Genomic DNA, 25,169 nt, shown 5'->3' with positions numbered 1-25,169 from the left:
GTCAATGGCGGCGGGAGTTCGTCACCCCCGCAACGCGTTTGAATTGGTGTGGGATGATGGAGAGATGACGAACCGGAAAGCCATCGCGCTCGCCTTCGGCACTGCCCTGACCTGGGGATTGGCGGGCGTGTGGGTGCGCCTGCTTGGCGGGCTGAGTGGGGTTTTCATCACCGGACTGCGACTGGCTATCGCGCTGGTGGCGCTGGCGCCTGTTCTGTGGCTGAGACGGCGCAAGCTGAATCGCGCAGATCTGCGCAGGAAGTCAACCTACGTTCTTGCCGCACTGCTGGTGTCGTATTACCTCATTGCGGTTATAGCCTTTCTGTTCACCTCGATTGCAGAGGTTGCGCTGCTCATCGCGGTTTCACCGCTGCTGGTACTCGGCGTTAACCTGCTACGCGGAATCCGCGTTACGGGTCGAGAGAAGTTCGGGGCGCTGTGTGCGCTGATAGGAGTGGCGCTGGTGCTCGGCCCTAAGCTCGCGCCCGGCAGCTTTGACCAGCGCAGATTGATCGGCGATCTGCTCGCATTGGCATCGGCCGGTTGTAGCGCGGCGTTCGCAAGCGCATACGCGCGCGTCCATAAACCGGGAGAAACTTCCAGCGATCCCTTCATGGTGACTGTTGTTGCGCTGGCACTCGGCAGCGCAACGCTCTTGAGCGCCTCCGCCCTGCTCGCGCCTCAGGACTTTGTGCACCTTCGCTCTCCCGGATACCTGATTCCGGCGCTTGGGCTTGGCATCATCACCACGGCCTTCCCTTCCATCGCGTACGCGACGGCTGCGAAACGCCTGCCCGCCGTGCTGACAACCACGATCCAGTTACTGATTCCAATTGTTTCGACCGTTGCTGCGGCGATCGTGCTGCGGGAGATGCCCTCCGGCTGGCTGCTACCCGGAGGCGTGCTGGTGCTGTTCGGCATCTTCACGCTGGTGCGCTCAACGCGTTCGCCCGAGGTAGCCACCGAAGAAGAGCTGACCAACGTCTAACGCTTGGTGCCTACCAATACTTTCAGGAACATTTCGCCGTCGCGCCGCATAGCCGTGCTGGTTGTCGGCTATGCGCTGCTGGAGTGCGCGCTGTGGACTTCGCGCCCCGCACAGTTCGCCTGGTCCGCGCTGTTCGCGGCTTGGGTAGTCGGCACAGTGGTTGCGTCTCGGCCGACACTGGCGGAACTTGGGTTGGGGGTAACAGGGCTACGCGCGTCAGCCTGGGTGGTTGCTGCGGCATCTGCCCTGGCGCTGCTCATGCTGGCGGCTGCGGCAACCGCAGGGACTCTGCATCCGCTCTTTGGACTGATACCGCAAATTCCACATTCTCTGCTGTACGTGTTCTGGGCGTTTCAGCAGCAGTTCATCCTTCAGTGTTTCTTCTTCCTGAACCTGCAATCGATTGTGGGAACGAAGCGCGCCGTCGTGCTGGCATCCGTCCTGTTCGCGTTCGCACACTTGCCGAACCCTGTATTGACGGTTGGCACGCTTGTGACTGGGGTAGCCTTCTGTGCCGCTTTTGCGCGTTATCGAAACCTGTATGCGCTGGCAGCAGCGCACGCGGTCCTCGGGCTTGCAGTGGCGCTCTCACTGCCGGACGACGTGCACCGGCACATGCGCGTCGGTCTAGGATGGTTACGCTACGTGCCGTCTCAAACTACGCTGCGGTAGGCGCAAACTCATTCCTCCGTAAGCAACTTGGAGAGCGTCGCCTTGTGCTTGTGCTGCTTGCGCATTGATTTGGTTTTCTCGTCGGGCGCGGCACGGGTTGGCGGCGGCGTTCCGACCTGCTCGCGAGCAGCGGCCTTGACGGCCTTCACGGCGCTGAACTTCTTCTGCTTCTTCTTGGTCGCCATCTCTCCTCCGCAGGGAGAATGCCAGAAAAAGGTACCAGAGGGAAAAAGAAAAGCGGCGGGCACTTGGCCCGCCGCTCGTTTAATAAACTATCTACTGATTGTTAGTAAGAGAAGCCATCTGGCCCGCTTACGGCGCCGACTTGGACTTTGCTGTGCACATACATGCGGCCAGCTTCCAGAGCCTTCATGTCGAGCGCAAGCATCTTCTCGTTGCGTACCGTGTCCTTGAGCACCTGCACGACTGTCTCAGGCGGCAAACACTCGGTTTCCTCCAGCAAGGCGCCAAGCATTACGACGTTTGCTACCTTGGCGGACCCCAAGCCGTCGGCGATTTCGCTGGCCGGAACGCAAACAATGCGAGCGTTTTCGGCCGTGAATCCCTCGGGCAGCTTGTCGCGGTTGTAGATGATGAGACCGCCCGGCGCAAGCGTGGATGCGAACTTGCGCAGGGAGATTTCGTTCATTGCCATGATGACCTGCGGACGAGTAATCAGCGGCGAGCCGATGCGCTCGTGCGAGAGATTGACGTGGCAATGCGCGCTGCCGCTGCGCATCTCAGGACCGTACGAAGGCAGCCAACTCACTTCCATGTGCTCGCGCAGGCCCATCTCGGCAATCAGTTGTCCGAGAAGCAGAACGCCTTGTCCGCCGAAGCCGGCGATCTTGATGCTCAGTTCGCGGGTGTGCGCGTGGCGGGCAGCACGCTCTTCCAGCGTAGCTGCAGGCTTTGCGCTGATGCCGACTACGGCTTCCACGCTCTTCTGTGGCGGCAGGACGACGGGAATCTCCGCCTTCTTATCGCGATAGACTCCCAGCGGGAAGGCGGCTGTCAAAGTCTCGTCGACCCAGTGGCGCGTCACGACCGGGTCCATCTTCAAGATGGTCGGGCAGGGCGACAGGATTTCGACGAGCGAAAAGCCATTGCCATTCTTCTGGTTCTCCAAGGCCTTGCGAATGGCCTTGCGAGCCTTCATGACGTTCTTCGCATTCGAGAGCGCGACACGCTCAATGTAGGCAGGAGCTTCCAGGGTGGCAAGCATCTCGCTGACGTGCAGCGGAAAGCCTTCATTGTTGGCGCGGCGTCCCCAAGGCGTCGTGGTGGACACCTGGCCGACGAGCGTCGTCGGTGCCATCTGTCCGCCGGTCATGCCGTAGATGGAGTTGTTGACGAAGAACACGCAGATGTTCTCACCGCGGTTTGCGGCGTGAACAATCTCGGCGGTGCCGATCGCGGCGAGGTCGCCGTCACCCTGGTAGCTGATGACGATGCTCTCGGGATTTGACCGCTTCAGTGCCGTTGCCGCAGCCGGAGCGCGTCCATGGGCGGCTTGAACGTTGCCAGTATCGAAATAGTAGTAGGCAAACACGGAGCAGCCGACCGGGCTGACAACAATAGCGCGGTCCTGCAACCCCAGTTCCGCCAGTGCTTCCGCGATGAGTTTGTGCGCGACGCCGTGCCCGCAACCGGGGCAGTAGTGAGTCTGGTGCTGCATCTCACTCTTGCGTTCGTACACGTCGTAGAAGACAGGCGATTTCTCGTGAAGAATTTGAAACTCGCTCACAATATCCCTCCGCCCGCTTAAACCATCGCCGCTACGCGGGAGCACAACTCGGCGTAAATTTCTTCAACCGACGGCACGTTGCCGCCGACACGTCCATAGAACTCGACCGGCACGGCGCCGTTCACGGCCAGGCGAACATCTTCCACCATTTGTCCGGTGCTCAGTTCGACGACCATGACCTTCTGGCACTTGCTTGCAGCCTCCGCCAGCGCCTTCGACGGATACGGCCAGAGCGTGATGGGACGGAAGAGCCCGACCTTGAGTCCCTGTGCGCGAGCCTGATCGATGGTCGAGCGCAGGATGCGCGACACGATGCCATAGCCGACCAGCAGGACATCAGCGTCTTCGGCCATGTACGTTTCATAGCGTATTTCTGCCGCTTCACACGCCTTGTACTTGGCTTCCAGCTTGCGGACGTGCGCTTCGAGAGCATCTGGCTCAAGCTGGATCGAACTGACGAAGTTTTGGCGCGTCTCGGCTGTGCCGCGGACGGCCCACGCCTTCTCGTATTCCTTTACGTCCTTCACCTCGAGTTCGAGCGGCTCCATCATCTGTCCGACGAAACCATCGGTCAGCAGGAATGCCGGATTGCGATACTTGTCCGCAAGCTCGAAAGCGAGCACCGTGAGGTCTGCCATCTCCTGCACGGAAGCTGGAGCCAGCACGATGTTGCGATAGCAGCCATGGCCGCCACCCTTCACGGCACAGAAGTAGTCGCTCTGCTCGGGTGCAATGTTTCCCAGTCCCGGGCCGCCGCGGACTACGTCAACGATCACACAGGGCAGTTCAGCCCCGGCGAGGTAGGAAATGCCTTCCTGCATCAGGCTGACGCCTGGGCCGGAAGAAGCTGTCATCACGCGCTTGCCGGCTGCAGCAGCGCCGTAAACCATGTTGATGGCGGAGACTTCACTCTCTGCCTGCAAGAAAGTGCCGCCGACCTGCGGAATCAGCAGTGCTGAGTATTCCGCGATTTCGCTGGCCGGGGTAATGGGATATCCGTAATAAGAGCGACATCCGGCCAGGATGGCAGCCTTCACTACGGCCACGTTGCCTTTACAGAGTTGCCGCATTCGCGATCTCCTTCTCGGCGGCGGCCGCGGCCTTCTGCCCCGGAACCGCACGGAATACGGTGATGGCGCCTGGCTCAGGGCAGCAGTAGAAACATATGCCGCAGCCTGTGCAATTCTCACCCTTGTACACGGCCGGGTGTACGCCATAGGCGTTCAGGTCCGGTGCTAGTTCGAGCACGTCAGGCGGGCACGATTCGACACAAAGGCCACACCCTTTGCACTCCTCAGTGTTAATTTCAACATTACCTCGCGCTTGATTAGCCATTTATTACCTCGCACCTGCACACGCGACCGCGTCACGCTTGGTCCAGCGCTGTCGATCGCAATGTTCTTGAAGCTCTGCCCTGAAATTGGGATGAGCGATTTCGATAAGTGCCTGGGCGCGCTCGCGCACGGTCTTTCCGTGCAGGTAGGCAACGCCGTATTCGGTCACTACATAGTGGACATCGGCACGCGTTGTTACTACGCCGGAGCCGAGCGTCAACATTGGACTGATACGCGAAATCAGGCCGCCTTTGGCCGTGGAAGGCAGCGCGATAATCGGCTTGCCACCCTTGGAACGGGCGGCGCCGCGAATGAAATCAACCTGCCCGCCGAAGCCGCTGTAGAATCTCTGCCCTATCGAATCCGAACAGACCTGGCCCGTGAGGTCGACCTGGAGCGCGGAATTGATGGCGACCATATTGTCGTTCCGGGCAATCTGCCACGGATCGTTGGTGTACGACGAGGGCTGGAACTCAAAGAGCGGGTTCTCGTGAAGGAAGTCGAAGAGTCTCTTGTTGCCAAGTACGAATGAGAGGATGACCTTGCGCGGCTTGAAGTTCTTGCGGCGTCCATTGATGATGTCGCGCTCGATCAGCGGAATTACGTTGTCAGAAACCATTTCGGTGTGGACACCGAGATCGCGACGATCCGTAAGGTTCTTCAGCACAGCGTTTGGAATGCCGCCGATTCCAAGCTGAAGACACGCGCCGTCATCGATTAAGTTCGCGATGTTGCGCCCGATCGCGTCTTCCACTTCGCCGCCCACTTCCTTCTTCAACTCAGGCAGTGGCTGCGTCACTTCCACGAACGCGTTGATTTTGCTGACGTGAATGAACGTGTCGCCGTAGGTGCGCGGCATTTCGGAGTTGACCTGTGCCACGATGTAGTGCGCATTTTTGACTGCGCTCATCGTGATCTCGACGCCGATGCCCAGCGAAACATAGCCGTGGCGGTCCGGCGGCGAAACCTGTATGAAGCAGACATCGATCGGCATGGCGCCGGTATCGAACAACGCCTCAACCTCATGCAAGAAGATGGGTGTGCAATCGGCGCGGCCTTCATTGACAGCCTGGCGGCAATTGCCGCCGATAAAAAGTGCGTTATGACGGAAATGACCTTCCATCTCGGGCGCGACATAGTCGGCGCGGCCCAAGGTGAGAATATGCACAATCTCCACATCGCGGACGTGGGGACCACGGTGCATGAGCGCTTCTACGAGCGCTTCCGGTTCGGCACAGCCTGGGTGAATGAAAAGCCGCATGCCGGATTCGACACAGTTGACTGCTTCTCGCGGTGTCGTCAGTTTGCTCCGGTATTCGTCCTGCCAGGACATCGAATTCTCTCTTCTACCCGCGCTCATTATGATTTGGGTGAGCAGCGCGGGCGCGCTCATACCCTATGGCCGCATAAAAAACGGCACGGTCAAAAAAACTCTCGAGTAGTTGCAGCATTTCCAGTTCGCCAAAAACCTCGGAAGGTCGCTCCACCAGCGATTCCTTCTTGAGGTACTCCCATAGATTTTCCTTCACTAGCGCGATGGTCCAGAGAACCTGGCTGAGCGGCACGTTCTGCTCCGCCCTGCGCGCACCGATCGCCGTGTAACGAACCTCTATGTCGGCTTCTGTCTTGCCTAACAGCCACTCGCCAAGATTGCGGTACATCTCGTATACGATATGCGTCAGTTCCTCCGGAGGCACGTTTCGATAGTCCGGACACCTGTCGCTAGTATCCAACTTCTGACGCAGTGTGCGGGCAAGGCCCTCGGAGTGTACTTCGATTAAGCGAACCAGACGGTAGGCGAGTATCATGTCCGCCTCCTCGCAAAATGACCGTGGCCACCGTTTCGGAAGACCGATTCCCAGCCAATTTGCATATGAGAGCTCATGATAAAAGGTGAGGCGTACAGGACTCTCTTACCGATACAGTGTCAGCTTTGAGCCTCTAGGCAAGCCGTGACTCGAATCACCCGTAATTGTGATTGAAGTCACGCACCTTCAACCGTTTCGCAGCCGCAAAATTCCGGTTCATCGACAATAAAAACACCGCATCCTCGGAACTCGAGCTGCCTGCCCGATTCCCTGGAATGCGGCCTTGAACGATGTGCATTTGAAGACCACTTCAAGAACGGAAGCCCCGGAGCGTTCGCCGCCCCGGGGCTCTTGGCGATAACTAGGTCAGGAAAAACTCGCGGGCAACAGCTGCCCACTCTTTTTCAGGAATTTCGTTCGCGAGCGCGTCAGTGGCAACGCCGCCGTCCTGCGCCAGTGCCAGGGAACCCATCACGGTCGGAACCTTCTTCTGAAGACGAACCGCGGCTTCCTCCGTCCACCAGCGAGCCAGCCCGCCGCCCATTAGGTTCTTGAAGTTCGTCTTGGCATCGGGCGATTGCACGGTGATAAGCCAGCCTTCTCCATAGGGATCCTTGCCCGCAGTTTCCGGATTGCGCAGCACATTCTCGTTCACATCAGCAACGCTGCCTTCGATCGGCGACACCATATCGACCGTCTCACCGTGGCGATTGAAACTCATCAGCTTCTGTCCCTGGCGAATCCATTGGCCGCGCTGTGGCAGAGCCACGCTCTCGACATTACCCAGTATCTTGGACGCAAAGTCGTCTACGCCCACGCGGACAAGATTCGGGCTCTCGCTCAGCGCCCAAGTGTGGCCCGGGTGATAGCGAAGATTCTCGGGAATCTGGAAACCGCCTACAAACTTAGGCGTCGGACGGGGCAAGGTGGCATCGTGGCGTACAACCTGTTCAGGCACGAACACGGCCTGCTTGTTGCGGCTAAAGAAGAAATCGATCAGTAAGAATGCTACGAACGTAAAGAGAACGAGAATGACTGTCATCGCACACCTCCAAGATATCTGCCCGTTTGTGCGGGTCTTTTGTTTTCGCTCGGCCACCCTGCCACTGGACTGGTTGCCGATCACGCCATTCGTAAAGGCAACTGGGTGGCCGAACCGTCGCCGCTTAGTCCTTGAGAGTCGAAGCGACTGCTAAGTGTCTGGGAGTGTTAGAGTTGGCGAGACAATCGAACGGAGATGCGCAGGCGACAACTCTTTATCGCTTCGCTGCGGTTGTTGCGGATCGCAACACAAAACTGGAGCCTGGGTCAACGCCATTCCACGAGAAGCCAATGGGATCATCTACTTACGCAACCAGAAAGGCGATGTTGCAAACTTCAACGGCCTGCTGAAAACAACAACAGTGTCTATGAAAAATCCACAGACGCTGCTCAATTCCTAGATTTTTTTCGCCGCAGATTCAATTACTTTTCTTACCGCAGGAATCGCGATGCAGGTTGCTGCGGCGTAATAGACCGTCTTACTAAGAGAGTCGCATCCGGCGTTGATTCGTAGTGATCTGTCTGCAAAAAGAAAACGGCGAACCTCTTCGGTTCGCCGTCCGGCTATCTGGAATCTAGTTCGGCGTTACTTCTTCAACGTACGAATATGCTTCACGAGATCGCTAACTTGAGCGTCCGTGAGCTTGCCTTTGTAGGCCGGCATCTTGCCTTTGCCAGTCTCAATGAGAGCGCTCAACTCCTTGTCGGATGCCTTCTGCACCTCGGGCGAGTTCAGGTCGCGGCCGCCCATCTTCTTCGCCATCGCGCCCGCGCCATCAGCACCGTGGCAAGCAGCACACTTTGCCTTGTAAATGTCCTCGCCCGCACTCGCCATCGTCATGGCGCTCATGAGGATCGTTGCTGTAAGACAACCGGCTGCTTTCATTGCGAACTTATTCATTCTTTCTCTCCTTCGGGTGCTAGGGTGCAGCCTGGGTGAATTGATCCCGGAGCCAACACTCTCGATCTCTAATCGCGGAAGTATAGGCAGGAATGCCACAGCGCGCAATAGCCCGAAGGTCTGGGGTGGAAAAAAACGCGGTGTAGGGGCATATGCCTCAATTCATGATATTCCGTGTGAAAAGTGGGCTACTGGCGAGAGCGCAAGTTACTGAAAGCACACAATATGCGTACTGAAGCCTCCACCCGAACTTTGGAAGCCAATGTGCCTTCCACATAGGAAGTGTTTCTCGCAGAGTTCTGTGGAGAAGGTTACTTGGAACCCAGTATTGTTGTAATAGGTTTGGACTTCCGGACCGCATCGATAGCCGTTCGCGAGCGCTTCTGGATCAGCGACTCTCGCCGGGTTGATGCCATGCGCCAGCTCGTTCGCTCCGAGGGGGTCGAGGAAGCCGTTGTGCTTGCGACATGCAACCGAACCGAATTCATAGTCTGGGCAAGTGATCCACCCGAAGCGGCAAACTCGGTTCTTCGATTCCTGACCCGCGATTACGATCTCAAGCTTTGTGAGTGGTCAAGCTTCTACCGGTTGATCGACGACGACGCTCTGCTGCACGTCTTCCGTATAGCTTCCGCTTTGGATGCCATGATGCTGGACGAACCGGAGAGCATGGCCGAGATGAAAAATGCCTGGCATCAGGGGCAGAAAGCTGGAACCACGGGCCGCTGCCTCGATGCCATCCTGCAGAAAGCCCTTTCCGTAGCAACGCGGGTGCGCAATGAGACAGCCATCGGCAGCTCAGCCGTCTCGCTTCCATACGCGGCGGTGCAGTTGAGCAAAGAGATCTTCGGTTCGCTCGACAACCGCAAGGTTGTGCTAGTGGGCGCCGGCAAGATGAATGAACTGGCAGCACACTATCTGACGAAGCACGGAGTACACAGGCTTTGCGTTACGAACCGCACCTTTGAACATGCTGCCAAACTGGTGAAGAAAGTGGGCGGCATTGCCGTGCCCTTCGAAGATCGCTGGCCGCACATGATGGACGCCGACATCATCGTCAGCTCAACTTCTTCGCCCCATTACATGGTTTCCAAGCAAGACGCCGAGACGATGATGCGTGATCGCGAGAATCGTCCGTTGGTCCTGATCGACACCGCGGTCCCCCGCAATATTGATCCCGCTGTACGCGAAGTTCACGGCGTGGTTCTGTACGACGTGGACGACATGGGCCGTGTTGCGCGGCAGAACACTACCGAGCGGCAGGCGGCAGCAACCGCCGCCGATGGCATTCTGCACGAAGAAGCCGATGGATTTCGCCGGAAGCTAATAGCCGAACCGGCTGTGCCTGCCGTCGTGGCACTGCGTTCGCGACTGGAAGAGATCTGTCAACAGGAACTACAGATGCTCGGCGAAGAATTCGGACCATTCACCGAGGATCAGAGTCAGGCGCTCTCGACATTGGCCGCGCACATCACCCAGCGAATTGCAGGTTCCCTAGCACGCGAGCTGAAAGAACTCCCGGACCGTGGCGAGCAGGAAGCGCTGTCAACGGCCGTACAGCGCTTGTTTCATCTCGAACTGCGCCAGGTAGCGCCGTCGATCGCGAAACACTGAATGAAATTTGCAGACAGATACTATTGAGTTGAGCGCCCGCTTCTGGAGAGCCTCCCCCGGGGCAGGTCAGCGCAGAACCTGCTTCGGGGTTTTTGCTTTCTGCAGACTTCGAACGTCAGGCTTCGGACGGTAGACATCTGACGCCGACATCTGCCGTCTGATGTCTACCGTCCGAAGCCCAAGGTCTGCCCTTCGCCGTCCGCCTCACGCCCTTGCCGCTTCTGCCGATTTGCGCTCTGGCACTATGCGTCCGCCGTTCGTGAACCGATAGCTTTCGCCGCGCCACACGAACCGGCTTCCGCCGATATAGCTGCCGGCCCAGAGGAAAAATCCCAGAAAATCTCGTAGCGGATACACCAACGATCCCAATCGAGCGCGTTTGTCGCCAATAACTCCCGACCCAACCGCCATTGCCTGAATCACACGATTCAAGTAACTCCACGCGCAGAGCCCGATCCCCAGCGGCCACCAGCCAAGCGCGCCAGCAACGATGAGACCGAGCACGCCGAAGGGCGTCGCGAACGTGAGTCCTGTCCCGAAGTGTCCCTTTGGACGCGAGTATCTCGTGCTCTGCATCCAGCGCAATTGGGTTGCGAAAGTTTGGCGCAGGCTTTGCGCCGTCAAAACATGTCCGACCTGGTGGTGCGACAGGACTACGTTGAACCCGGCGGCCTCGACGAGATTGCCAAGCACGAAATCGTCGGAGTAGTAGTCGGCCGTGTTCTTGATTCCACCTATCTTGTTCAGTGCGTCGCGACGCACGACCATAACTGCGCCGAGCGCGAACTTCATGCCCTCCATCATGTCGGCGATCATCACGCCCGAGGGCAGTTCCACGGACATTCCCAAGGCTTCCAGTCGCGACCAGAAGTCGGGTGCGGGGACGCCTTCATAAAGACAGGTAACCAGTCCGTTGCGCCGATCGAGTAGCGGAGTTACTACGCTCCGTAGGAATTCCGGCTTGACCAGGATGTCGCTGTCGCTAATCACGAAGTAGTCTTTGCGGCACTCCGAGATCATCCTGTCGAGCGAGAATACTTTTGCATTGGGCCACGTAGGATGGCCGGAGAAAACAATGCTGACGGGAATGTTCGGATACCGGCGGCGGAGTTTCTCGACGATCTTGAGCGCGGGATCTTCTGCGCTGCGTGTTCCGAAGATGATCTCGAAATCCGGGTAATTCTGAAGGAAAAAACTCTCCAGATTCTCTTCCATGCGTGGCTCAAGCCCGTGTACAGGCTTAAGGACGGCAACCCTGGGATACTCGGTTCTTGGAATTGCGTCCAACGCAGCTTGAGCAGCCGAGGCAATGCGTCTATAACGCAAGGCTGCTGCGATGACCATGAGCAGGTAGACCGTGGACGAGATGGTTCCCACAACGGCAACCGCCAGAAGCACACGCCAGAGATTGGCAACCGTCGCGATTTGAGCGAGTGTCATAGGTAAAGATTATAGTGAGCGCATTTCGCAGACCGCCCCCGGGGGCGACTGCGATCATCTTGCGGGACGAATAATGTCGCCGTCGTGATTACTCAAAATCAATTTTCCGCCAGCACTCGCAATCAGGAACTGCGACTGGCGCTTGATGAGCTCAGGAATCTTATCTTCTTCCGTCCACAGGAAAATGCGTCTATCGCTCTTCCATAGACGATCGAGCGATGCGTTGTCCTCGAAGATTGCAGGCGAGTCCGGAAACAGGGATCCATTGTAAAGATTCCCGTTCGTGCGAGTGTTGAGCACGTGCAACTGGAAGTTTCCGTAAAAATTCAGCGTTGAGCCATCTTCGTAAGCGCCATTAATTACGATAACGTCGCCGGGCGCGTAGACCTTTTCCAGCGAGCGCGAAAGCTGCTTGGACGAGAGCACAGGCTCAAAAATGACCAGGCCCTGGTGCGCGCATTGCAGGAAGACAAGCATCATGCAAACAACAGCAGCATTGCTGGCGCGAATATGTCCTTTACGGCGGAACCACCACATCTGCGCCGCGCCAATCAGCAGCGCAATCGCGGACGCCGCCAGCGGCAGGCGGAACATCCCCATTGCTTGCGGCGTGAGGTCAAAGATGTGTCCGAACGAAAGCGCGTACTTCTCGGGGTTCTTCGTCAGGATGTCCGAGAGATTCGCGCCAGGCGGTACGGCCTCCGAGTACCAGAGGAAAAGCATTGCAACCAGGAACAGGGGCACAGCAATGCCGAGCACCACGGACGAAACGCGCTGACCGCTCTTGCGCAGTTTGCTCCCGACGATGGAGTTCTGCTCATCGGCGAGCCACCCGCCGAGCAATAGCGCCAAGCCAGGCAGCGCAGGAATCGTGTAGTACTCCTGCCGGCTGGAGAAACTGAAGAATATCAGGATGACCCCGGCCCAGATGGCGAAGAGCAGCCGCGCTCTGCCTGCCTTATCCAAACCACGAGAAAGCTCCCGCAAACGGTGCGGAACCTGCCCAAACGCCTTGAACAGGAATGCGCTCCACGGCATGAGCCAGACAAGAATCATGCCCCAGAAAAGCGGGAATGGCACCGTATCGTAATCCTTGGGAAAGCGCTTGTTGAGATACCGCAGGAAATGCTCGTTAACGAAATAGAACCAGAAGAACCCTTTGGATTCTCCAGCGGCAGGATTCCGAAGACCGGCAAGAATGTGCCAGGGCGCAGCGATGGCCAGCAAAACCGCAAAGCTGGAGGCGAGCCTCATACGGAGCAGGTGCCGAAGATTGCTGGTAAGCAGCAAGTAAAGGAAGATGATACCCGCCGGAAAAACAATGCCGATAAGACCCTTGGTCAGCACGTTGAGCGCTGCGGCCGCCGCAAGCCCCCAGCAGGACACGAGCGACGGTCGCTCCTCTTCCAAGCCTTGCAGGAAGAAATCGAAACCTAGCGTCAACCAGAGTCCGACAAGAATGTCCGGGATGAGAATTCGCGTAAAGATGTACGGGCCGAATGATGTTCCGAGAGCGAGAGCGGCATATAAACCTGCGGTTTCGCCCATCGTTCGTCGGCCCAATCGATACGTAGCCAAAAGCAGAGCGAGCATGCCGAGCGCCAGGGGCAAGCGCGCCGACCATTCCGAGACGCCGAAGACTTTGAAACTCGCGCCCATGCCCCAGTACATCAGCGGAGCTTTTTCCAGATAACGAATGCCGTTGTTGATGCGCAGCGTCACCCAGTCGCCCCGTGCCACCATCTCGCGCGATGCTTCCGCGTGCACCGAGTCGGCGTCATCGAGCAGTGCCGGGGTGAAGAGGCCAGGGATGTAAAGAAAGGCCCAGACCGCGATGATCAGCAGCAGATACGTCTTTCGCCGCGATCTTGATTGTGCGAAATTCGGCGCTAAAGCGCTGACCGATGGCTGTTCCTGAGCAGTTATCGACGAATGCATCATTTATGACCGGATTGATGATTATACGGCACTGCTCCAGCTTGCTCGCCGCTGGTTGCGCCGCTTCCGAATCCGGCAATACTGCTGGCAATGCTGCTCAAGAACAGGGTTAGCCATACAAGTACGGCTGTGCCAGGGACGAACCGAGGAAGCGACCGCCCTTCCTTGTGCGCCACGACGCCGAGAACATGCCGCACATTACACGTGCTGCGGCGTTTTGGTTCCTGGCTCGCGGACAGGGCCTCCCGGTTCGCTGATGGGAGTGTCGGGAGGTTCCTTCACCGGTGGGTCACCGGGCTCATCGGGCGGAACCGGAACTTCATCGCCTTCATCTTGTCGTAGCCATACAGTTCGTAGCCACGCAGTTCGGAGCCACACAACCTTCATCACGCTGCCTTCTGCATCTGGCCACGGCCTCGCGATCGCGATTGTGATTGTGTTGCGCCACGCTTGATCGAAGTGACATTGGCTTTTCGCGTGGCGGTGTTGGCCGGGCGGCTTCGCGTACCGGTGCTGCGCGCCGAGCGGCTCGACGCCGAACGTGAACTTGCAGAACGTGTGCCGGCACGTGACTGAGTGCGCGCTGCACCAGAACGGCGGCGGCTTGTGGCAGCCCTGCCGGTTGCTGAAGCAGTTCGTTTCGCAGACGTGCGCGCCACGCTGGAACCCCTCCGCGCGGATGCGCCACGCGTAGACGCGGTACGTGTAGATGCGCGGCGGGAGCTTGCTGCGCGAGTCGTCTTGGACGCGCTACGCGGAGCGGATTTCGCGCGCGTGCGCTTGCCGGACATCGTACGCGACTTGGCACGTGATGAACCCGTCCTTGAACTGCTTCGCGCCGAGGCGGTCGCCGAGCGCCGGGTCCCCGTACTCTTCGAAGCCGTCGAGCGAGAACCGCTCGCCGCGCGCTTGCGACCCGAACTGGCGGAAGTACGACGTACGGTGCCTCCGGTAGCTGAAGCACTACGCTTGGCCTGTGAAGATGCGCGGCCTCGTACGGAGCGTAGGCTTGCTTTCGTGTCGCCCTCTGCCCGCGCCTCGGCGGTTTCCCTTGCAATCAACTTGTTGAAGTTGCTCTTCTGGCCGCGCGCTGTCGTGTCCTGGTACAGCAGTGCGAGTCCACGCTCATCAAACTTCTGGAACCAGTTATCCCAGGAAATTTCCTCCAGGGACTGGCCGCCCGTGTAACCGGGAAAATCAAGTCGCAACATCCCGATATCGCCTTCGCCGCCTGTGCCGCGAACGCAGGAAGGCTTTGCGCCGCGCTCTTCCGCCCACTGTCGAATCTCGTCGTGCTCGGTAGTCGTCTTTGCTGATGCTCGTGATGCCATAGCAACCGCTCCTCAACTCGTTATTGACCCGGTGCTTGTAGCCGGCTAGACCTTGCCATCTCTCCACGGCTTAGCACACATGCCATACGATGCGCCCACTGCCGAGCGCGTGGGCCAGTACGGTACGGTCACGAGAGCGATCTGCAACAGAGCATCTACGGGGTCACAGCAGCCACAGAGTCAAAGCCATCGGCAACGTCGCCGTGGCCGGGTGCCCGCCCAGCATTGCCAGCGCTGGAGATCAGCCGGCGACGCGCTGCGCCGGATATTGATGAAGCTCACGCCCGGCGTCGCGTCCCAGCTTAGTCACGAACGATCTGGAGATCGCGTTTTCACTTTCTGCGCCGCTATGGCGACTCTTGTCGAAACTGCCCGTACCCGGCATCCATCGGTTCACCAACCCAAGCGCCGAGATTGTGGCTCCGGGGAAGATGCCGTGCACTCGCGCAGCGATATTCGCAGGGACACCCAGGATGACTTCCGGCGTACCGCGACGGACGGCTGCAACGATGGATCGCGCAGCACGGCGCGCACCTATCGCCGTCACAGGGGTCGCTGCTCCCAGGCTGAACCAGGTGAATTCGGCGCGGTTGTCACCTTTGAATTCTGCGTTCACATGCGATCCCGTGCGCATGAGGCCCGGCACGACGGTCGTGACCTTGATATTGTCCTTAGCGAGTTCCGCGGCGAGGCCTTCGGAGAAGCCGACGGCAGCAAACTTGGCACAGCCGTAAGGCACGAGGTGCGGAACGCTGATCTTGCCTCCGATTGATGTGATGTTCGCTATGCGTCCGCTGCGGCGCGCCCTCATTTGCGGCAAGACAGCGAGCGTCGGATATACAACTCCCCAGAACATTACGTTCATCGCTTCTTCGAAGTCTTCGATAGATTGGCATTCGATGGGTCCCACGGCGATCACGCCGGCATTGTTCACAAGCACATCGATGCCGCCGAAATGCGCGGTGGCCTGCTCGACCATCTTGTTCACGTCGTCGCGATTGGCAACGTCACAGCGGATAGCCAGCACTCCAGGACCGCGCCGCCGCAAGTCCTCGGCGGCCCACTCCAACTCGTCTTCTTTTCGAGCGCAGATGACCAGCCTGCAACCGAGTGCGGCAAACTCCTGCGCCATGGCGAAGCCGAGCCCTCGCGAGGCACCCGTGATGAGCACCACCTGCCCGCGAAGGTCTGTCGCGCGCATGTAGTTCCACGCCGCGCGGCCGGCCAGCGCCATGCCTACGCCGGCGACTGCCCCACCTGCTGCCAGTCCGGCTGCGGAAAGTGCAACGAAACGGGATGACGGAAGTCGAAATCTCATAATCTCTCCAAGGCGCACGAAGCGCAGGGCTGAAAGCTCACTCGTTCACATGCCCGAAATTGAGAACCGTAACAAACGTGACTCCACCCATGATGTAAGGATGGCAACGGCAAGCCAACAGGCATAACGAAAAGAGTTGATATGTCCGGAGAACACGGCCGCTGAGAATCTCCCCACTTGATGCAATGCATTGCGCGAGTGTCCCATTCCGACAACGACCGTGAGTGTCAGGGCTTCCGGCACATTTCTCCCTTAAGAGCCCCTTAGATGCCGCGCTTCAGGGTGAGTTGGAAGACGCCACCACGGTGCCCAGAAGATTGTGACCAACCACTTCATGACAGCAGTGCTCTAACGGACTACGCCTACTTCGATAACCAAAGCCGTAACCACCCTTAGGAGATTCCATGAAGAAGGCTTTACTCGCCACATCTGTACTGCTGCTCGGCAGCAGCTTTGCCATTGCGCAGTCTGCGGGTACCTCCAGCACAGGCACCCAACAAAGCGGAAGCACTGGTGAAGCGCAGAGCACCAGCAGCCCCAGTGCTTCCCAGGGCACAAGTGGAACAACACAAAGCAGCGATACGAATGCAACGAAGAAAAAGCGTCACCATGCGCGTAAGTCGAGCAAGAAACACAAGGGAACTAGCACGAGCGGCGCGTCCGGAACTAGCGGCGCGATGAGCGGCTCGACATCCAACACGACTGGCTCTTCCAGCGGCACGACTTCCGGAACCGGAAACCAGAACCCTGACCAGAACCCCAAATAGACAACCACCTACCGAGGAAGTGCTGCCAGCGAGGCGCAGCTCAGGCTGCGCCTCAAGCTGTTTACGAGTGCATCTTTCCTGGCTTCGTCCAGGATGACGGCTCTCTTTCCTGCGCATGCACGGGCGAATGGCCAGCCTGGTGACTGCTCTCACGGAGAGGAGTGATTGCCATCACCGCCCCGGGTGTTACTTACTTACTACCCTCGATAGTGCCGCAGTGTGGAGGCGCTATTCCTATGGCCAACTTCCCCATCATCGATTGCTTGTATTCCCCCGAAGCTCGGGCGGGCGACAAGGCTCGGCTCTCGATCGAGGCTTCCGAACAACGCGCAGCACCTTCAGTCGAATGCTCCGAAACACCGGCCTCGCTCTTAGAGCGAATGGACGGGTTCGGCATGACACAGGTACTGCTCTCGCCATGCAGAAAGTGGACGTGCGAGCGGCACTGGATGTGCGGTGAAATACAAACAGACGAGATTGTGAACTACATCGCAGCCGCGCCTCATCGCTTCGCAGGTTTGGCCGGCTACAACCCTTACGCAATCAGTGAAAGCCTGCTGCAATTGAGCGCTTCCGTGAGGATGCAGGACATGCGCGGTGTGTACGTGCCCACGGAGAATTCCACTGTGGCGCTCGGTCACGCTCGCATGTATCCGCTTTATGCGCGATGCGTCGAACTCAATGTGCCGGTGATGACGCAGGTAGGGCTGAGCGGACAAGTCGCACACCCGTCCGAACTGGAGCAGATAGCGGCAGACTTCCCCGAAGTAACCCTCGTTGCCGCATGGTCCGGTGCGATGGATGCGGGCGTGGCGACCAGGCTGTGCGAGCAACGCGACCAGGTGTACGTGGCCTTCAATGGCTTGGACGCGAGCGAGAGCGTTTGCGATTGGCTGGATCTGTGGGCGGGCATGGGCCGATGTATGTGGGGCAGCAACGGTCGGCCCTGGCACGATGTTCTGACTTCTCTTCACACAGCCGGACTGAACGAAACGACACTCCAGAAATTTTTGCATGACAATGCCGTACGTGTTTTCCGCCTTGATCGCGCGTCGGCGCAACCCTGGAGAGATGCAAACCCGATCGCTGTTGCGGAACGCTAACGGCCGTGCGAAATGCGCATGGCAGTTACAGATTTTATTCTTGCTAAGGTGGCCGCCGGGTAAAACGCTGGCGCTTTGAGACCAGAGGTATCGGATGTTTTCGGCAACATCGGAATACGCACTTCGCGCACTCAGCCAACTTGCTCGCCTCCCACGCGGCACCTCGATGCTGGGCCGCGATCTTTCTGAGGCGACCGGTGTGCCCGGCAAGTATCTCTCAAAAGTGATGCTGTCGTTACGCAATGCCGGACTCGTCGGTGCCATACGAGGCAGCGGTGGCGGCTATCGTCTGATGAGAACACCCGAAGCGATACGCCTGCTCGAAGTCGTAGAGCTGTTCGAAGGCCGCACGGTCAGACCGGAATGCATACTTGGGCGAGGTGGTTGTTCTGATGTCACAGCGTGCGCGGCACATGCTGCCTGGCGAGAGGTTAGCATCAGCTATCTGAAGTTTCTGCAAACGACAACACTGGCCGACATCTCCCACTTAACGGCCGCGCGAGTTGCGCGAGCTACATAGAAGCCTAATCCCAGCAATTCACCTCCAGACTTCGCGCGCAAAAATCTCGGGCAGGCAGGCCGCGCGTTTTTGTAGATGTCTGCGTTACGGCACAGCTATGTCACGGCAGCGCGTTGAAGTAGCAAGGTGCACTGACCGGCTGCGCAGGTAGCTGTGGCGGTGTCGCCCATGGCGGATTGCTGAAGTCGAAAAATTCGAGCATGTCGGGCTGCGCCGCATCGCGAGCATTCAGATTCGGCAGATCGAAACGCATCTCGATGAACTTGAGGATCGCCGTGAAGTCAGCCGTCGCGTGGGACACGTACCCTTTGCGCGTGAATGGCGATATCACGATCAAGGGGACGCGGAAGCCCGTCATCGAGAAGTTATCTGCGAAGTTGGTAATCGTTTCGCCCTGTAGTTTCGGTGCGATGCCGTCCGGGTTCGCAGCGGGCGCAGGCGGCACATGGTCGTAGAGTCCGCCCCCCTCGTCGTAGGTCAGGAGAAAAACGGAATCCTTCCACGAAGAACTCTTCATAAGAGCGTCGAGAAGGCGAGCAACGTGCGCCGCACCGGTTTGCACATTATTCTTCGGATGTTCATCAAGACCAGACGAATAACCACCTTCGATCAACACGACTGATGGCAGCGTGCCATTGTTCAGGTCCGTGAAGTACTGCGAAACCGGAACAATCTTGTCCGCATGATTTGTAGCGAATGGCTGGAAATAAGTGAGGAATGTTAAGCCCGGGTCTGTTGTGTACACCTTCCATGTAACGCCTGCGTCTTGAATCAGGTGGAAGATCGTTTTCTGTGAAAGCACCGCTTGAGGCACGGCCGTCCAGCCGTCGGAAGTCGCGGCAAGGCCGAACAGACGGTTCGGCTCTGTCTTGGACAGTACGGGAGAAAACCAGCGATCCGATGTGGCGAAGTTGGTGGCCATGAAGTAGTAAAAGGGCAAAACATCCTGATCGTAGTAACCCATCGCGCGCTGACCTACCAGATCGTTCAACCCATTCGCTGCAGCGTACCCCGCAGCACTGAGGACAAAACCATCCATGGTCGCCGGATTGGTGATGTCCGGCGTGTTGCGATTACGCTGCACATGGCTCTCGCTCCAGGCCGGACTGACATTCTCCGTACATGCGGTGAGCAATTTGAATGAAGCAATCGTCGAGCTACCGTCTCGTGTTTTATTCGATGGATTGACAACCCTATCGAGTCCGTCCACGTCTGCGCCAAATCCGTTCGCGGTCCGATACGCATTCAACTGGCCGAAGTAGCTGTCGAACGAACGATTCTCCTGGAACATGAAAATGATGTGATTGACGTTCTGTTTGAGAGCGGCCTGAGTTGCAGGAGTGCTATTGCTGCCAGAGCCGCCATTGCCGTTGTCACCTCCGCAGCCCGAGAGGACAAGAGCTCCAGCCAGCAGAAAGAACGAGAAAATTCTAATCATCAGTATCAGCCCCCGATTATTTCGGAACACGCCTATGATGAATTTCCTGCGCTGCTGTGTTGCCCGATATCCGGCCTCTCCGGACGGGAGCTTACACGCACAGCTCTGGCCTACGCCGTACGCCGTCCGAACTGACGCTCGTGCGCCACCTTTATATTGCGGATAGTTATTGGCGCGGCTTCGCGATTAGACGAACTCGCTTCCAGGTGAACGCCATGTTTTTGTGAGGCATATCACAGTGGCAGGTGTTATGAAGTTGGTATCATTTGGTCGCAATCGGAAGGTCGTAGTCTGTCCCTGTCCCTAGCAGACCAGCGCGGCGTACTCATGATGAAGGAGAAGCAAGATGGCCACAGGCACTAACGGTTCGACAAACCCAACGTCCAATGCAAACTGGACCCCAACCCAGGGCTACATTCTCGCCGTCATCTGCCTCGTAGCCGGGATTGCAGTAGGTTACTTCCTGCGCGGTTCGGCGAGTACGACCGCATCACCGGTTACCGCTACGCAACAGGCTCCGGCTGGCATGGGCATGAACGGTGGGCAGGTCACTCCTGAGCAGTTGAAGCACATGGCCGATAAGCAGGTAGAACCGCTTCTCGCCAAGCTCAATACCACCCCGAACGATCCGGTACTGCTGGCTGAAATCGGCAACGCTTACTATGACGCGCAGGTCTTCAACATTGCAACCGAGTATTACGGCCGCTCACTTCAGATCGCGCCGCAGAATACATCGGTTCGCACAGACTTTGGCACAGCTTTCTGGTACCTGGGTGATGCCGACAAAGCGATCGCAGAGTTCGACACGGCGTTGAAGACTGAACCATCCAAGGCGAACACGCTGCTCAATCGCGGGATAGTGAAATGGCAAGGCAAGATGGACATCGAAGGTGCCGTCGCAGACTGGCAGAAGTTGCTCGACAAGAACCCGACCTACGAAAATCGCGAGAAGGTGCAGGAACTCATCGTCAAAGCTAAACAGCACACCACGATGAAACCCGGCACGAAAACCGATAAGCCGGCAATGATCCAATAGACGACAGATTAGTCGATTTAGAAGAAGCCTACGTCTCTACACGTAGGCTTTTTCAATGTGCTCCGAACTTATGGACCCTGAATTTCATCGGGAAGACCGCGCCAAAAGACGCGTTTGCCGCGCCAAAAGACGCCTGCTGCGGCGAAAACCTTCACAGTGGGTCAAAGTTGAATTCGACATTCCGTCGTAAGCTGCTGAACTGACTGGGATAACATCCACATTTCGTCTTGCGGAATTTGGCATTGCGAGTGCAATTGCCAACGTTGGATTATTGTGCCGTGTACACCAGCGCCTCGCGTCAGTTCACCCGAACTGTGCGTCGTTATCGCCGTGACGTGCGGAACTGATTGGAGATCCGGTGGAAATTGACATGAATTCACAGAAGCGGTGGAGTAACACTCAGGCATACGGCCTTGCGATCATTTGCCTGCTACTCGGAATTACTAGCGGCTATCTTATTCACGGACCCGCGACACCGGCCGCAGTTCCTTCGGATCCCCACCAGCATGTGCATGAGCTTCCACCAGAGGCCTCCGCAATCCAGCCGACACCTGACCAGCTGAAACACATGGCGGACAAGCAAACCGAACCGCTTCTCGCAAAGCTGGAGGCGAACCCCAATGATCCGGATTTGTTGGTGCAAGTTGGCAAAGCTTACCTTTATGCGCGCCAATTCCAAACGTCGATTGAGTATTTCGAAAAGTCAGTGAAGATCAAGCCCGATGCGCGAGTTCTCACGACGCTCGGTGGTGCGTACCACTTCGCGGGGGCGGACGATAAGGCGCTCGATGCCTGGGATCGCGCGCTGAGAATCGATCCCGGCTACGGAGATGCACTCGTCAACATTGGCCTCGTGAAATTGCAGACTGAATCAAACCCAAAAGCAGCAATCGCGGCGTGGCGGAAGATGCTGAAGGCAAACCCGAATCACCCGCAACGCGCGAAAGTCGAAGCGATGATTGCAAGCGCGCAGGAACAGATTGAAACGCGCTCTGGCAAGTAAGAGGGTTCAGAGGTCATTGCGTAAGCAGGAACGAACGCAAGTGTTGCGACTCAAAATCTGAGCATTGGTAATGCCAACTACCGCACGCCGGAGTTGGCATTTTTGTTAGAGCGTCTGCCCCTGAAGACCTACGGCGCCTATTCGCAAACGTCTTGCCGGCCAGCGATACCGTTACAGAAAGCAGCGACGCCCGTTGTTAATTGGCAGGCGTCACTGTGCCGTTGGGTTCGTGGTCGACCATATGACAGGTCAGCGTACAGGTGTTAGTGCTGCGGTCATAAGAGAGCACGCCGTTGTTGGGACGAACCACATTTACATCGAAGTTAATCAGGCGCTGCCCCGAACCAGCACCCGCAGCAGGCACGCCATGCGCGCTATGACACACAGAACATGAAATGCCAGTGAGGATGTGTTTGCTGTGTTTGCTGAAGCTTACGTCGGACACAACATTGTTCAGGTTGTGACATTTGGCGCACATTGAATAAGGTCCGCCGCTACCCGGGTCCAGCGCGGGATTCGGAGTCAGGTTAATCACAAGACTGCCCGGCCCTCCGCTTGGCCACGTCCCCGCCGCCACCTGGCTGAAGGTGTAGGGACGCTCAAGAATGTGGTCGTTCTTCGATCCGTGAGGTCCGTTCGGCCCGGTCCCTCCAAACTCCCGGTTATCGTCGCTGTTGTGACAGTCGGTACAGAAGATGCGCGTCCCCATGGCGCGATTTTGTATGTTCCCGGAGAGATCCCACATAGAACCCAGCAGGCTGGGCTGTGATGTTGACGTGCTGTCCCTCATTACCGGATGACTCGAGGCCGCAGTAATGTCGAACTGTGTAATCAGGTTTAGCGGATCGCCGGCAAATACCGCGCGCGAAGGCAAGTAGCCGTAAATTGCGAGAGACTGTTTGCCCGAACTGTTTCCGTGGCAGCGAAGGCAGTTTTCGTACTGCTTGGTCGCCATTCCAGTCAGACTCGAACCGTCTGCCGCAACGCCCGCGACTCCATTCTGGGATGGCCGAAGGCCGGGAGCGGCACTGAATGTCGTCACCTGGTTGGCAATGTGCGCGTTGTGACAATCGACACAGGTTGCGTGGCGATTTTGAACAAGAACCACTGGTTCCGAGGGAGAATGCGTGTTGCCGCCAGTCGGGAACGGATGGCCTTTCTTCTCAAACTCCGCGAACACGTTTGCGACTGGCTGCAGCAACTTATCGCTGCCGTTATGACACATGATGCAGCTCTGCGAGGTGCTGTCGATGTTGGCGGCCGGCGGCACCGGATTGCGCAGCAGGCCTGCTGTGCCACTTGCATTGTGTGTGACGTGGCAGGATAAACAGGCGAATTCAGCCACAGTGGAGTAACCGCCCAACCCAGCCGTTGGAGCGACCTGTGCGGCCGAGTTGGCGTGTATGCTTGTCGTCCATTGCGCCAGCGCATTCTCCCGGGCGTTCACGGTGCGCGGCTTGGTCTCATGGCAGGAAAGGCAGAGCGCCCCGTTGGCGTTGTCTCGCACTAGGAACGTCATCGAACGTTTGTCGATGCCCTGGTTGTGCGGATTATGACAGCTCGTGCACTCGACGTTACCCTTGATCAACTTAACGGAGTGTGTGGAGTCGGCCGTAGTCTGGGTCGCGGCAATGCTCGGCACGAGTGTTGCCGAGTCCTGTATCGGGAGCTTGAGGCTGAACGGATGAGAGCCCTCCAGCTTAGTGCTCAGGATGCTCGTCATCGTACCGGACATTTGGGCTTTGCCGTAGGGCACCATCTGTCCTGGCGCGACGGTTCCATCGTGGCAGCTAAGGCAAAGCGTGCTCGTCTCGCCGAGAACAGGCTGTACCGTCGTGTTTCGAATCGTCTCGCTGCTATACATCGAGTATGTCTGCGAAGACAGTGTCTGTCCCCAAAGTGGCCCCTTGCCGATGCCGGAATGCGGAGCATGGCAGTACAAACACGCCGCAGACATCGAGCCACTGACTGGCGATGCGCCGCTTGAAAGGTCGTGTGCGCCCAGAATGTCGCGGCCTTCGTTCTGCGCGGCAGTAAACGTGATCAGCAGCAGCATCATGAGCAATAAGGCTGAAGCAACGCGCATCACTGTTTCGCTCCTTCCGCCTTTACTTTCACTCCATGATATTGGAACACCTGAATCCGCTGATTAAATGAGTCCGCCACGTACACGCGGTCGTTCTGATCGATAAACAATCCTGCTGGCAATTGGAACTCCCCGAGCCGCGTGCCGCGCCCGCCAAACGTGTACAGCAGTTGTCCTGTGCGGTCGAAGACCTGTACCACTCCCCACATGCCTTCGACGAGGTATATGTGCGCTTCCGAATCCAGCGCGATTCCCTTCGGACGGAACAGTCCGCCGGCCCTGTCGCCCAGGCTGCCGATCGCTCCCTTGTACGTGCCGTTGCGATCGAACATCTGCACGCGGAAGTTCATCGCGTCCACCACGGCCAGCACGCCGTCCCTCATCAGAATTTCGGTCGGAAAGTTGAATTCGCCGTCGCCGCTGCCGCGCTGTCCGATTGTCCGCAAGGTTTGTCCGTTCGAGTCGAGCACGTAGATTTTGTCGCGCAGCGTGTCCGTCACGTAGATCTGTTGCGTCTGTGTGTCGATCGCGATTCCCGTAGGACGCTTGAACAAGCCCTCTCCGCCTTTAAGACTGCCAAGCACTCCAAGGTACTTCCCCTGCTGATCCCACATGAACACTTTGCCGGCCTTCGAGTCCGTGACGTAGATGTTGTCTTTCGCATCTACGGCCACGCACTGCGGCTCGATCATAGGGTCCTTGCTTTTTTCTTTTCTCTCCAGGAACTTGTACTTGCGCCGCTCAACGTCGAAGATGTGGACTCCGGTCATGCCCGGATCGCTGACGATCACCCGCCCGCGCGAATCCACGGCCACGCTATACGGCCGCACCATCTTCTTGTAGTCTGGCTCGCCGGCAACTACGTCCACCAGCTTCGTCCAGAAGCCGGGGTTGCCTCGAATGTCCTTCTCGGAGCTGAAGCTGCGTTCGTAAGTCAGCTTGCGTCCGCCTTCCAACAGCAGGTCCGGAGGTGAGACCTGCGCTGGGACTTTCTGACGCTTAGCGGACAGCGCAGGAGCCAACAGCAAAAGAATTAAGGGCAGAATCCAAGCCGCACTGCGCAGCTTTGCCGTGCAAGCACTGC

The 25,169-nt window shown here is 57.9% G+C and carries 24 protein-coding genes; 10 read left to right on the top strand and 14 right to left on the bottom strand.

Going from position 1 to position 25,169, the window contains the following annotated elements; all coding sequences use genetic code 11:
* Positions 1–64: 64 nt before the first annotated feature.
* Together VN622_05230 and VN622_05225 are read left to right on the top strand one after the other, a co-directional pair.
* The gene (locus tag VN622_05230; protein HWR35257.1) at positions 65–988 is read left to right on the top strand and encodes a DMT family transporter; all 924 of its coding nucleotides are present in this window, start codon (positions 65–67) and stop codon (positions 986–988) included.
* A 6-nt stretch (positions 989–994) separates the two neighbouring features.
* A complete protein-coding gene (locus VN622_05225; GenBank protein ID HWR35256.1) occupies positions 995–1,660 on the top strand; it encodes a CPBP family intramembrane glutamic endopeptidase in 666 nt (221 codons plus the stop codon).
* Positions 1,661–1,668: 8 nt separating this feature from the next.
* Here the strand turns inward: VN622_05225 and VN622_05220 are convergent, their stop codons facing one another.
* From VN622_05220 to VN622_05185, 8 genes are all read right to left on the bottom strand, one after another.
* Positions 1,669–1,845 (bottom strand): hypothetical protein, encoded by a 177-nt coding sequence (locus VN622_05220; protein ID HWR35255.1) that lies wholly within the window; start codon positions 1,843–1,845, stop codon positions 1,669–1,671.
* Positions 1,846–1,946: 101 nt separating this feature from the next.
* Positions 1,947–3,407 carry a 2-oxoacid:acceptor oxidoreductase family protein gene (locus VN622_05215; protein ID HWR35254.1) on the bottom strand — a complete coding sequence of 487 codons (1,461 nt, stop codon included), beginning with the start codon at positions 3,405–3,407 and terminating at the stop codon, positions 1,947–1,949.
* Positions 3,408–3,424: 17 nt separating this feature from the next.
* On the bottom strand, positions 3,425–4,477 hold the full coding sequence (locus VN622_05210) for a 3-methyl-2-oxobutanoate dehydrogenase subunit VorB (GenBank protein ID HWR35253.1): 1,053 nt from the start codon (positions 4,475–4,477) through the stop codon (positions 3,425–3,427).
* Positions 4,461–4,742 carry a ferredoxin family protein gene (locus tag VN622_05205; GenBank protein ID HWR35252.1) on the bottom strand — a complete coding sequence of 94 codons (282 nt, stop codon included), beginning with the start codon at positions 4,740–4,742 and terminating at the stop codon, positions 4,461–4,463. The genes VN622_05210 and VN622_05205 overlap by 17 nt, the downstream gene beginning before the upstream one ends.
* A gap of 3 nt (positions 4,743–4,745) precedes the next feature.
* A complete protein-coding gene (locus VN622_05200; protein ID HWR35251.1) occupies positions 4,746–6,074 on the bottom strand; it encodes an acetyl-CoA hydrolase/transferase C-terminal domain-containing protein in 1,329 nt (442 codons plus the stop codon).
* Between the two features lie 13 nt (positions 6,075–6,087).
* Complete coding sequence (locus VN622_05195) at positions 6,088–6,549, bottom strand: hypothetical protein (protein ID HWR35250.1); 462 nt, start codon at positions 6,547–6,549, stop codon at positions 6,088–6,090.
* A 361-nt stretch (positions 6,550–6,910) separates the two neighbouring features.
* Positions 6,911–7,591 carry a glycine cleavage system protein H gene (locus VN622_05190; GenBank protein HWR35249.1) on the bottom strand — a complete coding sequence of 227 codons (681 nt, stop codon included), beginning with the start codon at positions 7,589–7,591 and terminating at the stop codon, positions 6,911–6,913.
* A 585-nt stretch (positions 7,592–8,176) separates the two neighbouring features.
* Positions 8,177–8,491, bottom strand: coding sequence for a cytochrome c (locus tag VN622_05185; GenBank protein ID HWR35248.1), 315 nt, complete (start codon positions 8,489–8,491; stop codon positions 8,177–8,179).
* Between the two features lie 315 nt (positions 8,492–8,806).
* Between VN622_05185 and hemA the strand changes: the two genes are divergently transcribed.
* Positions 8,807–10,105 carry a glutamyl-tRNA reductase gene (gene hemA / locus VN622_05180; GenBank protein HWR35247.1) on the top strand — a complete coding sequence of 433 codons (1,299 nt, stop codon included), beginning with the start codon at positions 8,807–8,809 and terminating at the stop codon, positions 10,103–10,105.
* Between the two features lie 204 nt (positions 10,106–10,309).
* Here the strand turns inward: hemA and hpnI are convergent, their stop codons facing one another.
* Together hpnI and VN622_05170 are read right to left on the bottom strand one after the other, a co-directional pair.
* Positions 10,310–11,545, bottom strand: a complete 1,236-nt coding sequence (gene hpnI / locus VN622_05175; GenBank protein ID HWR35246.1) for a bacteriohopanetetrol glucosamine biosynthesis glycosyltransferase HpnI — start codon at positions 11,543–11,545, stop codon at positions 10,310–10,312.
* A gap of 54 nt (positions 11,546–11,599) precedes the next feature.
* Positions 11,600–13,486 (bottom strand): glycosyltransferase family 39 protein, encoded by a 1,887-nt coding sequence (locus tag VN622_05170; GenBank protein HWR35245.1) that lies wholly within the window; start codon positions 13,484–13,486, stop codon positions 11,600–11,602.
* A gap of 447 nt (positions 13,487–13,933) precedes the next feature.
* Here VN622_05170 and VN622_05165 point away from each other — a divergent pair, with 447 nt between their 5' ends.
* Both VN622_05165 and VN622_05160 read left to right on the top strand, forming a co-directional pair.
* Entirely contained in the window at positions 13,934–14,059 is a 126-nt protein-coding gene (locus VN622_05165) for a hypothetical protein (protein HWR35244.1), read from the top strand.
* A 30-nt stretch (positions 14,060–14,089) separates the two neighbouring features.
* Positions 14,090–14,671, top strand: coding sequence for a hypothetical protein (locus VN622_05160; protein HWR35243.1), 582 nt, complete (start codon positions 14,090–14,092; stop codon positions 14,669–14,671).
* 384 nt (positions 14,672–15,055) lie between these two features.
* Here VN622_05160 and VN622_05155 read toward each other — a convergent pair whose 3' ends face one another.
* Positions 15,056–16,132 (bottom strand): SDR family NAD(P)-dependent oxidoreductase, encoded by a 1,077-nt coding sequence (locus tag VN622_05155; protein HWR35242.1) that lies wholly within the window; start codon positions 16,130–16,132, stop codon positions 15,056–15,058.
* A gap of 404 nt (positions 16,133–16,536) precedes the next feature.
* On the opposite strand from VN622_05155, the gene VN622_05150 reads away from it, so the two are divergent.
* The 3 genes from VN622_05150 to VN622_05140 all read left to right on the top strand — a co-directional run bounded on the left by VN622_05150 (position 16,537) and on the right by VN622_05140 (position 18,522).
* On the top strand, positions 16,537–16,899 hold the full coding sequence (locus VN622_05150) for a hypothetical protein (protein ID HWR35241.1): 363 nt from the start codon (positions 16,537–16,539) through the stop codon (positions 16,897–16,899).
* A gap of 236 nt (positions 16,900–17,135) precedes the next feature.
* Positions 17,136–18,002, top strand: a complete 867-nt coding sequence (locus tag VN622_05145) for an amidohydrolase family protein (GenBank protein ID HWR35240.1) — start codon at positions 17,136–17,138, stop codon at positions 18,000–18,002.
* 94 nt (positions 18,003–18,096) lie between these two features.
* Entirely contained in the window at positions 18,097–18,522 is a 426-nt protein-coding gene (locus VN622_05140; protein HWR35239.1) for an Rrf2 family transcriptional regulator, read from the top strand.
* 100 nt (positions 18,523–18,622) lie between these two features.
* Here VN622_05140 and VN622_05135 read toward each other — a convergent pair whose 3' ends face one another.
* Complete coding sequence (locus VN622_05135; GenBank protein ID HWR35238.1) at positions 18,623–19,960, bottom strand: alkaline phosphatase family protein; 1,338 nt, start codon at positions 19,958–19,960, stop codon at positions 18,623–18,625.
* 346 nt (positions 19,961–20,306) lie between these two features.
* On the opposite strand from VN622_05135, the gene VN622_05130 reads away from it, so the two are divergent.
* Both VN622_05130 and VN622_05125 read left to right on the top strand, forming a co-directional pair.
* The gene (locus tag VN622_05130; GenBank protein ID HWR35237.1) at positions 20,307–20,996 is read left to right on the top strand and encodes a hypothetical protein; all 690 of its coding nucleotides are present in this window, start codon (positions 20,307–20,309) and stop codon (positions 20,994–20,996) included.
* A gap of 370 nt (positions 20,997–21,366) precedes the next feature.
* Positions 21,367–21,999 carry a hypothetical protein gene (locus tag VN622_05125; GenBank protein ID HWR35236.1) on the top strand — a complete coding sequence of 211 codons (633 nt, stop codon included), beginning with the start codon at positions 21,367–21,369 and terminating at the stop codon, positions 21,997–21,999.
* 196 nt (positions 22,000–22,195) lie between these two features.
* Here the strand turns inward: VN622_05125 and VN622_05120 are convergent, their stop codons facing one another.
* Both VN622_05120 and VN622_05115 read right to left on the bottom strand, forming a co-directional pair.
* On the bottom strand, positions 22,196–24,085 hold the full coding sequence (locus tag VN622_05120; GenBank protein ID HWR35235.1) for a cytochrome c3 family protein: 1,890 nt from the start codon (positions 24,083–24,085) through the stop codon (positions 22,196–22,198).
* The gene (locus VN622_05115; protein HWR35234.1) at positions 24,085–25,113 is read right to left on the bottom strand and encodes a 6-bladed beta-propeller; all 1,029 of its coding nucleotides are present in this window, start codon (positions 25,111–25,113) and stop codon (positions 24,085–24,087) included. Before VN622_05115 ends, VN622_05120 begins: the two co-directional genes overlap by 1 nt.
* Positions 25,114–25,169 lie beyond the last annotated feature (56 nt).

This window comes from Clostridia bacterium, assembly GCA_035561135.1.
Classification (GTDB): domain Bacteria; phylum Acidobacteriota; class Terriglobia; order Terriglobales; family Acidobacteriaceae; genus DATMYA01.
Note: the sequence above shows the minus strand (reverse complement) of the source record. Positions and strands in the feature narration are given on the sequence as shown.

Coding starts and splice junctions, on each gene's coding strand:
- VN622_05230 (HWR35257.1), top strand. CDS start 65: ATGACGAACCGGAAAGCCATCGCGCTCGCCTTCGGCACTGCCCTGACC.
- VN622_05220 (HWR35255.1), bottom strand. CDS start 1,845: ATGGCGACCAAGAAGAAGCAGAAGAAGTTCAGCGCCGTGAAGGCCGTC.
- VN622_05210 (HWR35253.1), bottom strand. CDS start 4,477: ATGCGGCAACTCTGTAAAGGCAACGTGGCCGTAGTGAAGGCTGCCATC.
- VN622_05205 (HWR35252.1), bottom strand. CDS start 4,742: ATGGCTAATCAAGCGCGAGGTAATGTTGAAATTAACACTGAGGAGTGC.
- VN622_05200 (HWR35251.1), bottom strand. CDS start 6,074: ATGTCCTGGCAGGACGAATACCGGAGCAAACTGACGACACCGCGAGAA.
- VN622_05195 (HWR35250.1), bottom strand. CDS start 6,549: ATGATACTCGCCTACCGTCTGGTTCGCTTAATCGAAGTACACTCCGAG.
- VN622_05190 (HWR35249.1), bottom strand. CDS start 7,591: ATGACAGTCATTCTCGTTCTCTTTACGTTCGTAGCATTCTTACTGATC.
- VN622_05185 (HWR35248.1), bottom strand. CDS start 8,491: ATGAATAAGTTCGCAATGAAAGCAGCCGGTTGTCTTACAGCAACGATC.
- hpnI (HWR35246.1), bottom strand. CDS start 11,545: ATGACACTCGCTCAAATCGCGACGGTTGCCAATCTCTGGCGTGTGCTT.
- VN622_05170 (HWR35245.1), bottom strand. CDS start 13,486: ATGATGCATTCGTCGATAACTGCTCAGGAACAGCCATCGGTCAGCGCT.
- VN622_05155 (HWR35242.1), bottom strand. CDS start 16,132: ATGAGATTTCGACTTCCGTCATCCCGTTTCGTTGCACTTTCCGCAGCC.
- VN622_05150 (HWR35241.1), top strand. CDS start 16,537: ATGAAGAAGGCTTTACTCGCCACATCTGTACTGCTGCTCGGCAGCAGC.
- VN622_05145 (HWR35240.1), top strand. CDS start 17,136: ATGGCCAACTTCCCCATCATCGATTGCTTGTATTCCCCCGAAGCTCGG.
- VN622_05140 (HWR35239.1), top strand. CDS start 18,097: ATGTTTTCGGCAACATCGGAATACGCACTTCGCGCACTCAGCCAACTT.
- VN622_05135 (HWR35238.1), bottom strand. CDS start 19,960: ATGATTAGAATTTTCTCGTTCTTTCTGCTGGCTGGAGCTCTTGTCCTC.
- VN622_05130 (HWR35237.1), top strand. CDS start 20,307: ATGGCCACAGGCACTAACGGTTCGACAAACCCAACGTCCAATGCAAAC.
- VN622_05125 (HWR35236.1), top strand. CDS start 21,367: ATGAATTCACAGAAGCGGTGGAGTAACACTCAGGCATACGGCCTTGCG.
- VN622_05120 (HWR35235.1), bottom strand. CDS start 24,085: ATGCGCGTTGCTTCAGCCTTATTGCTCATGATGCTGCTGCTGATCACG.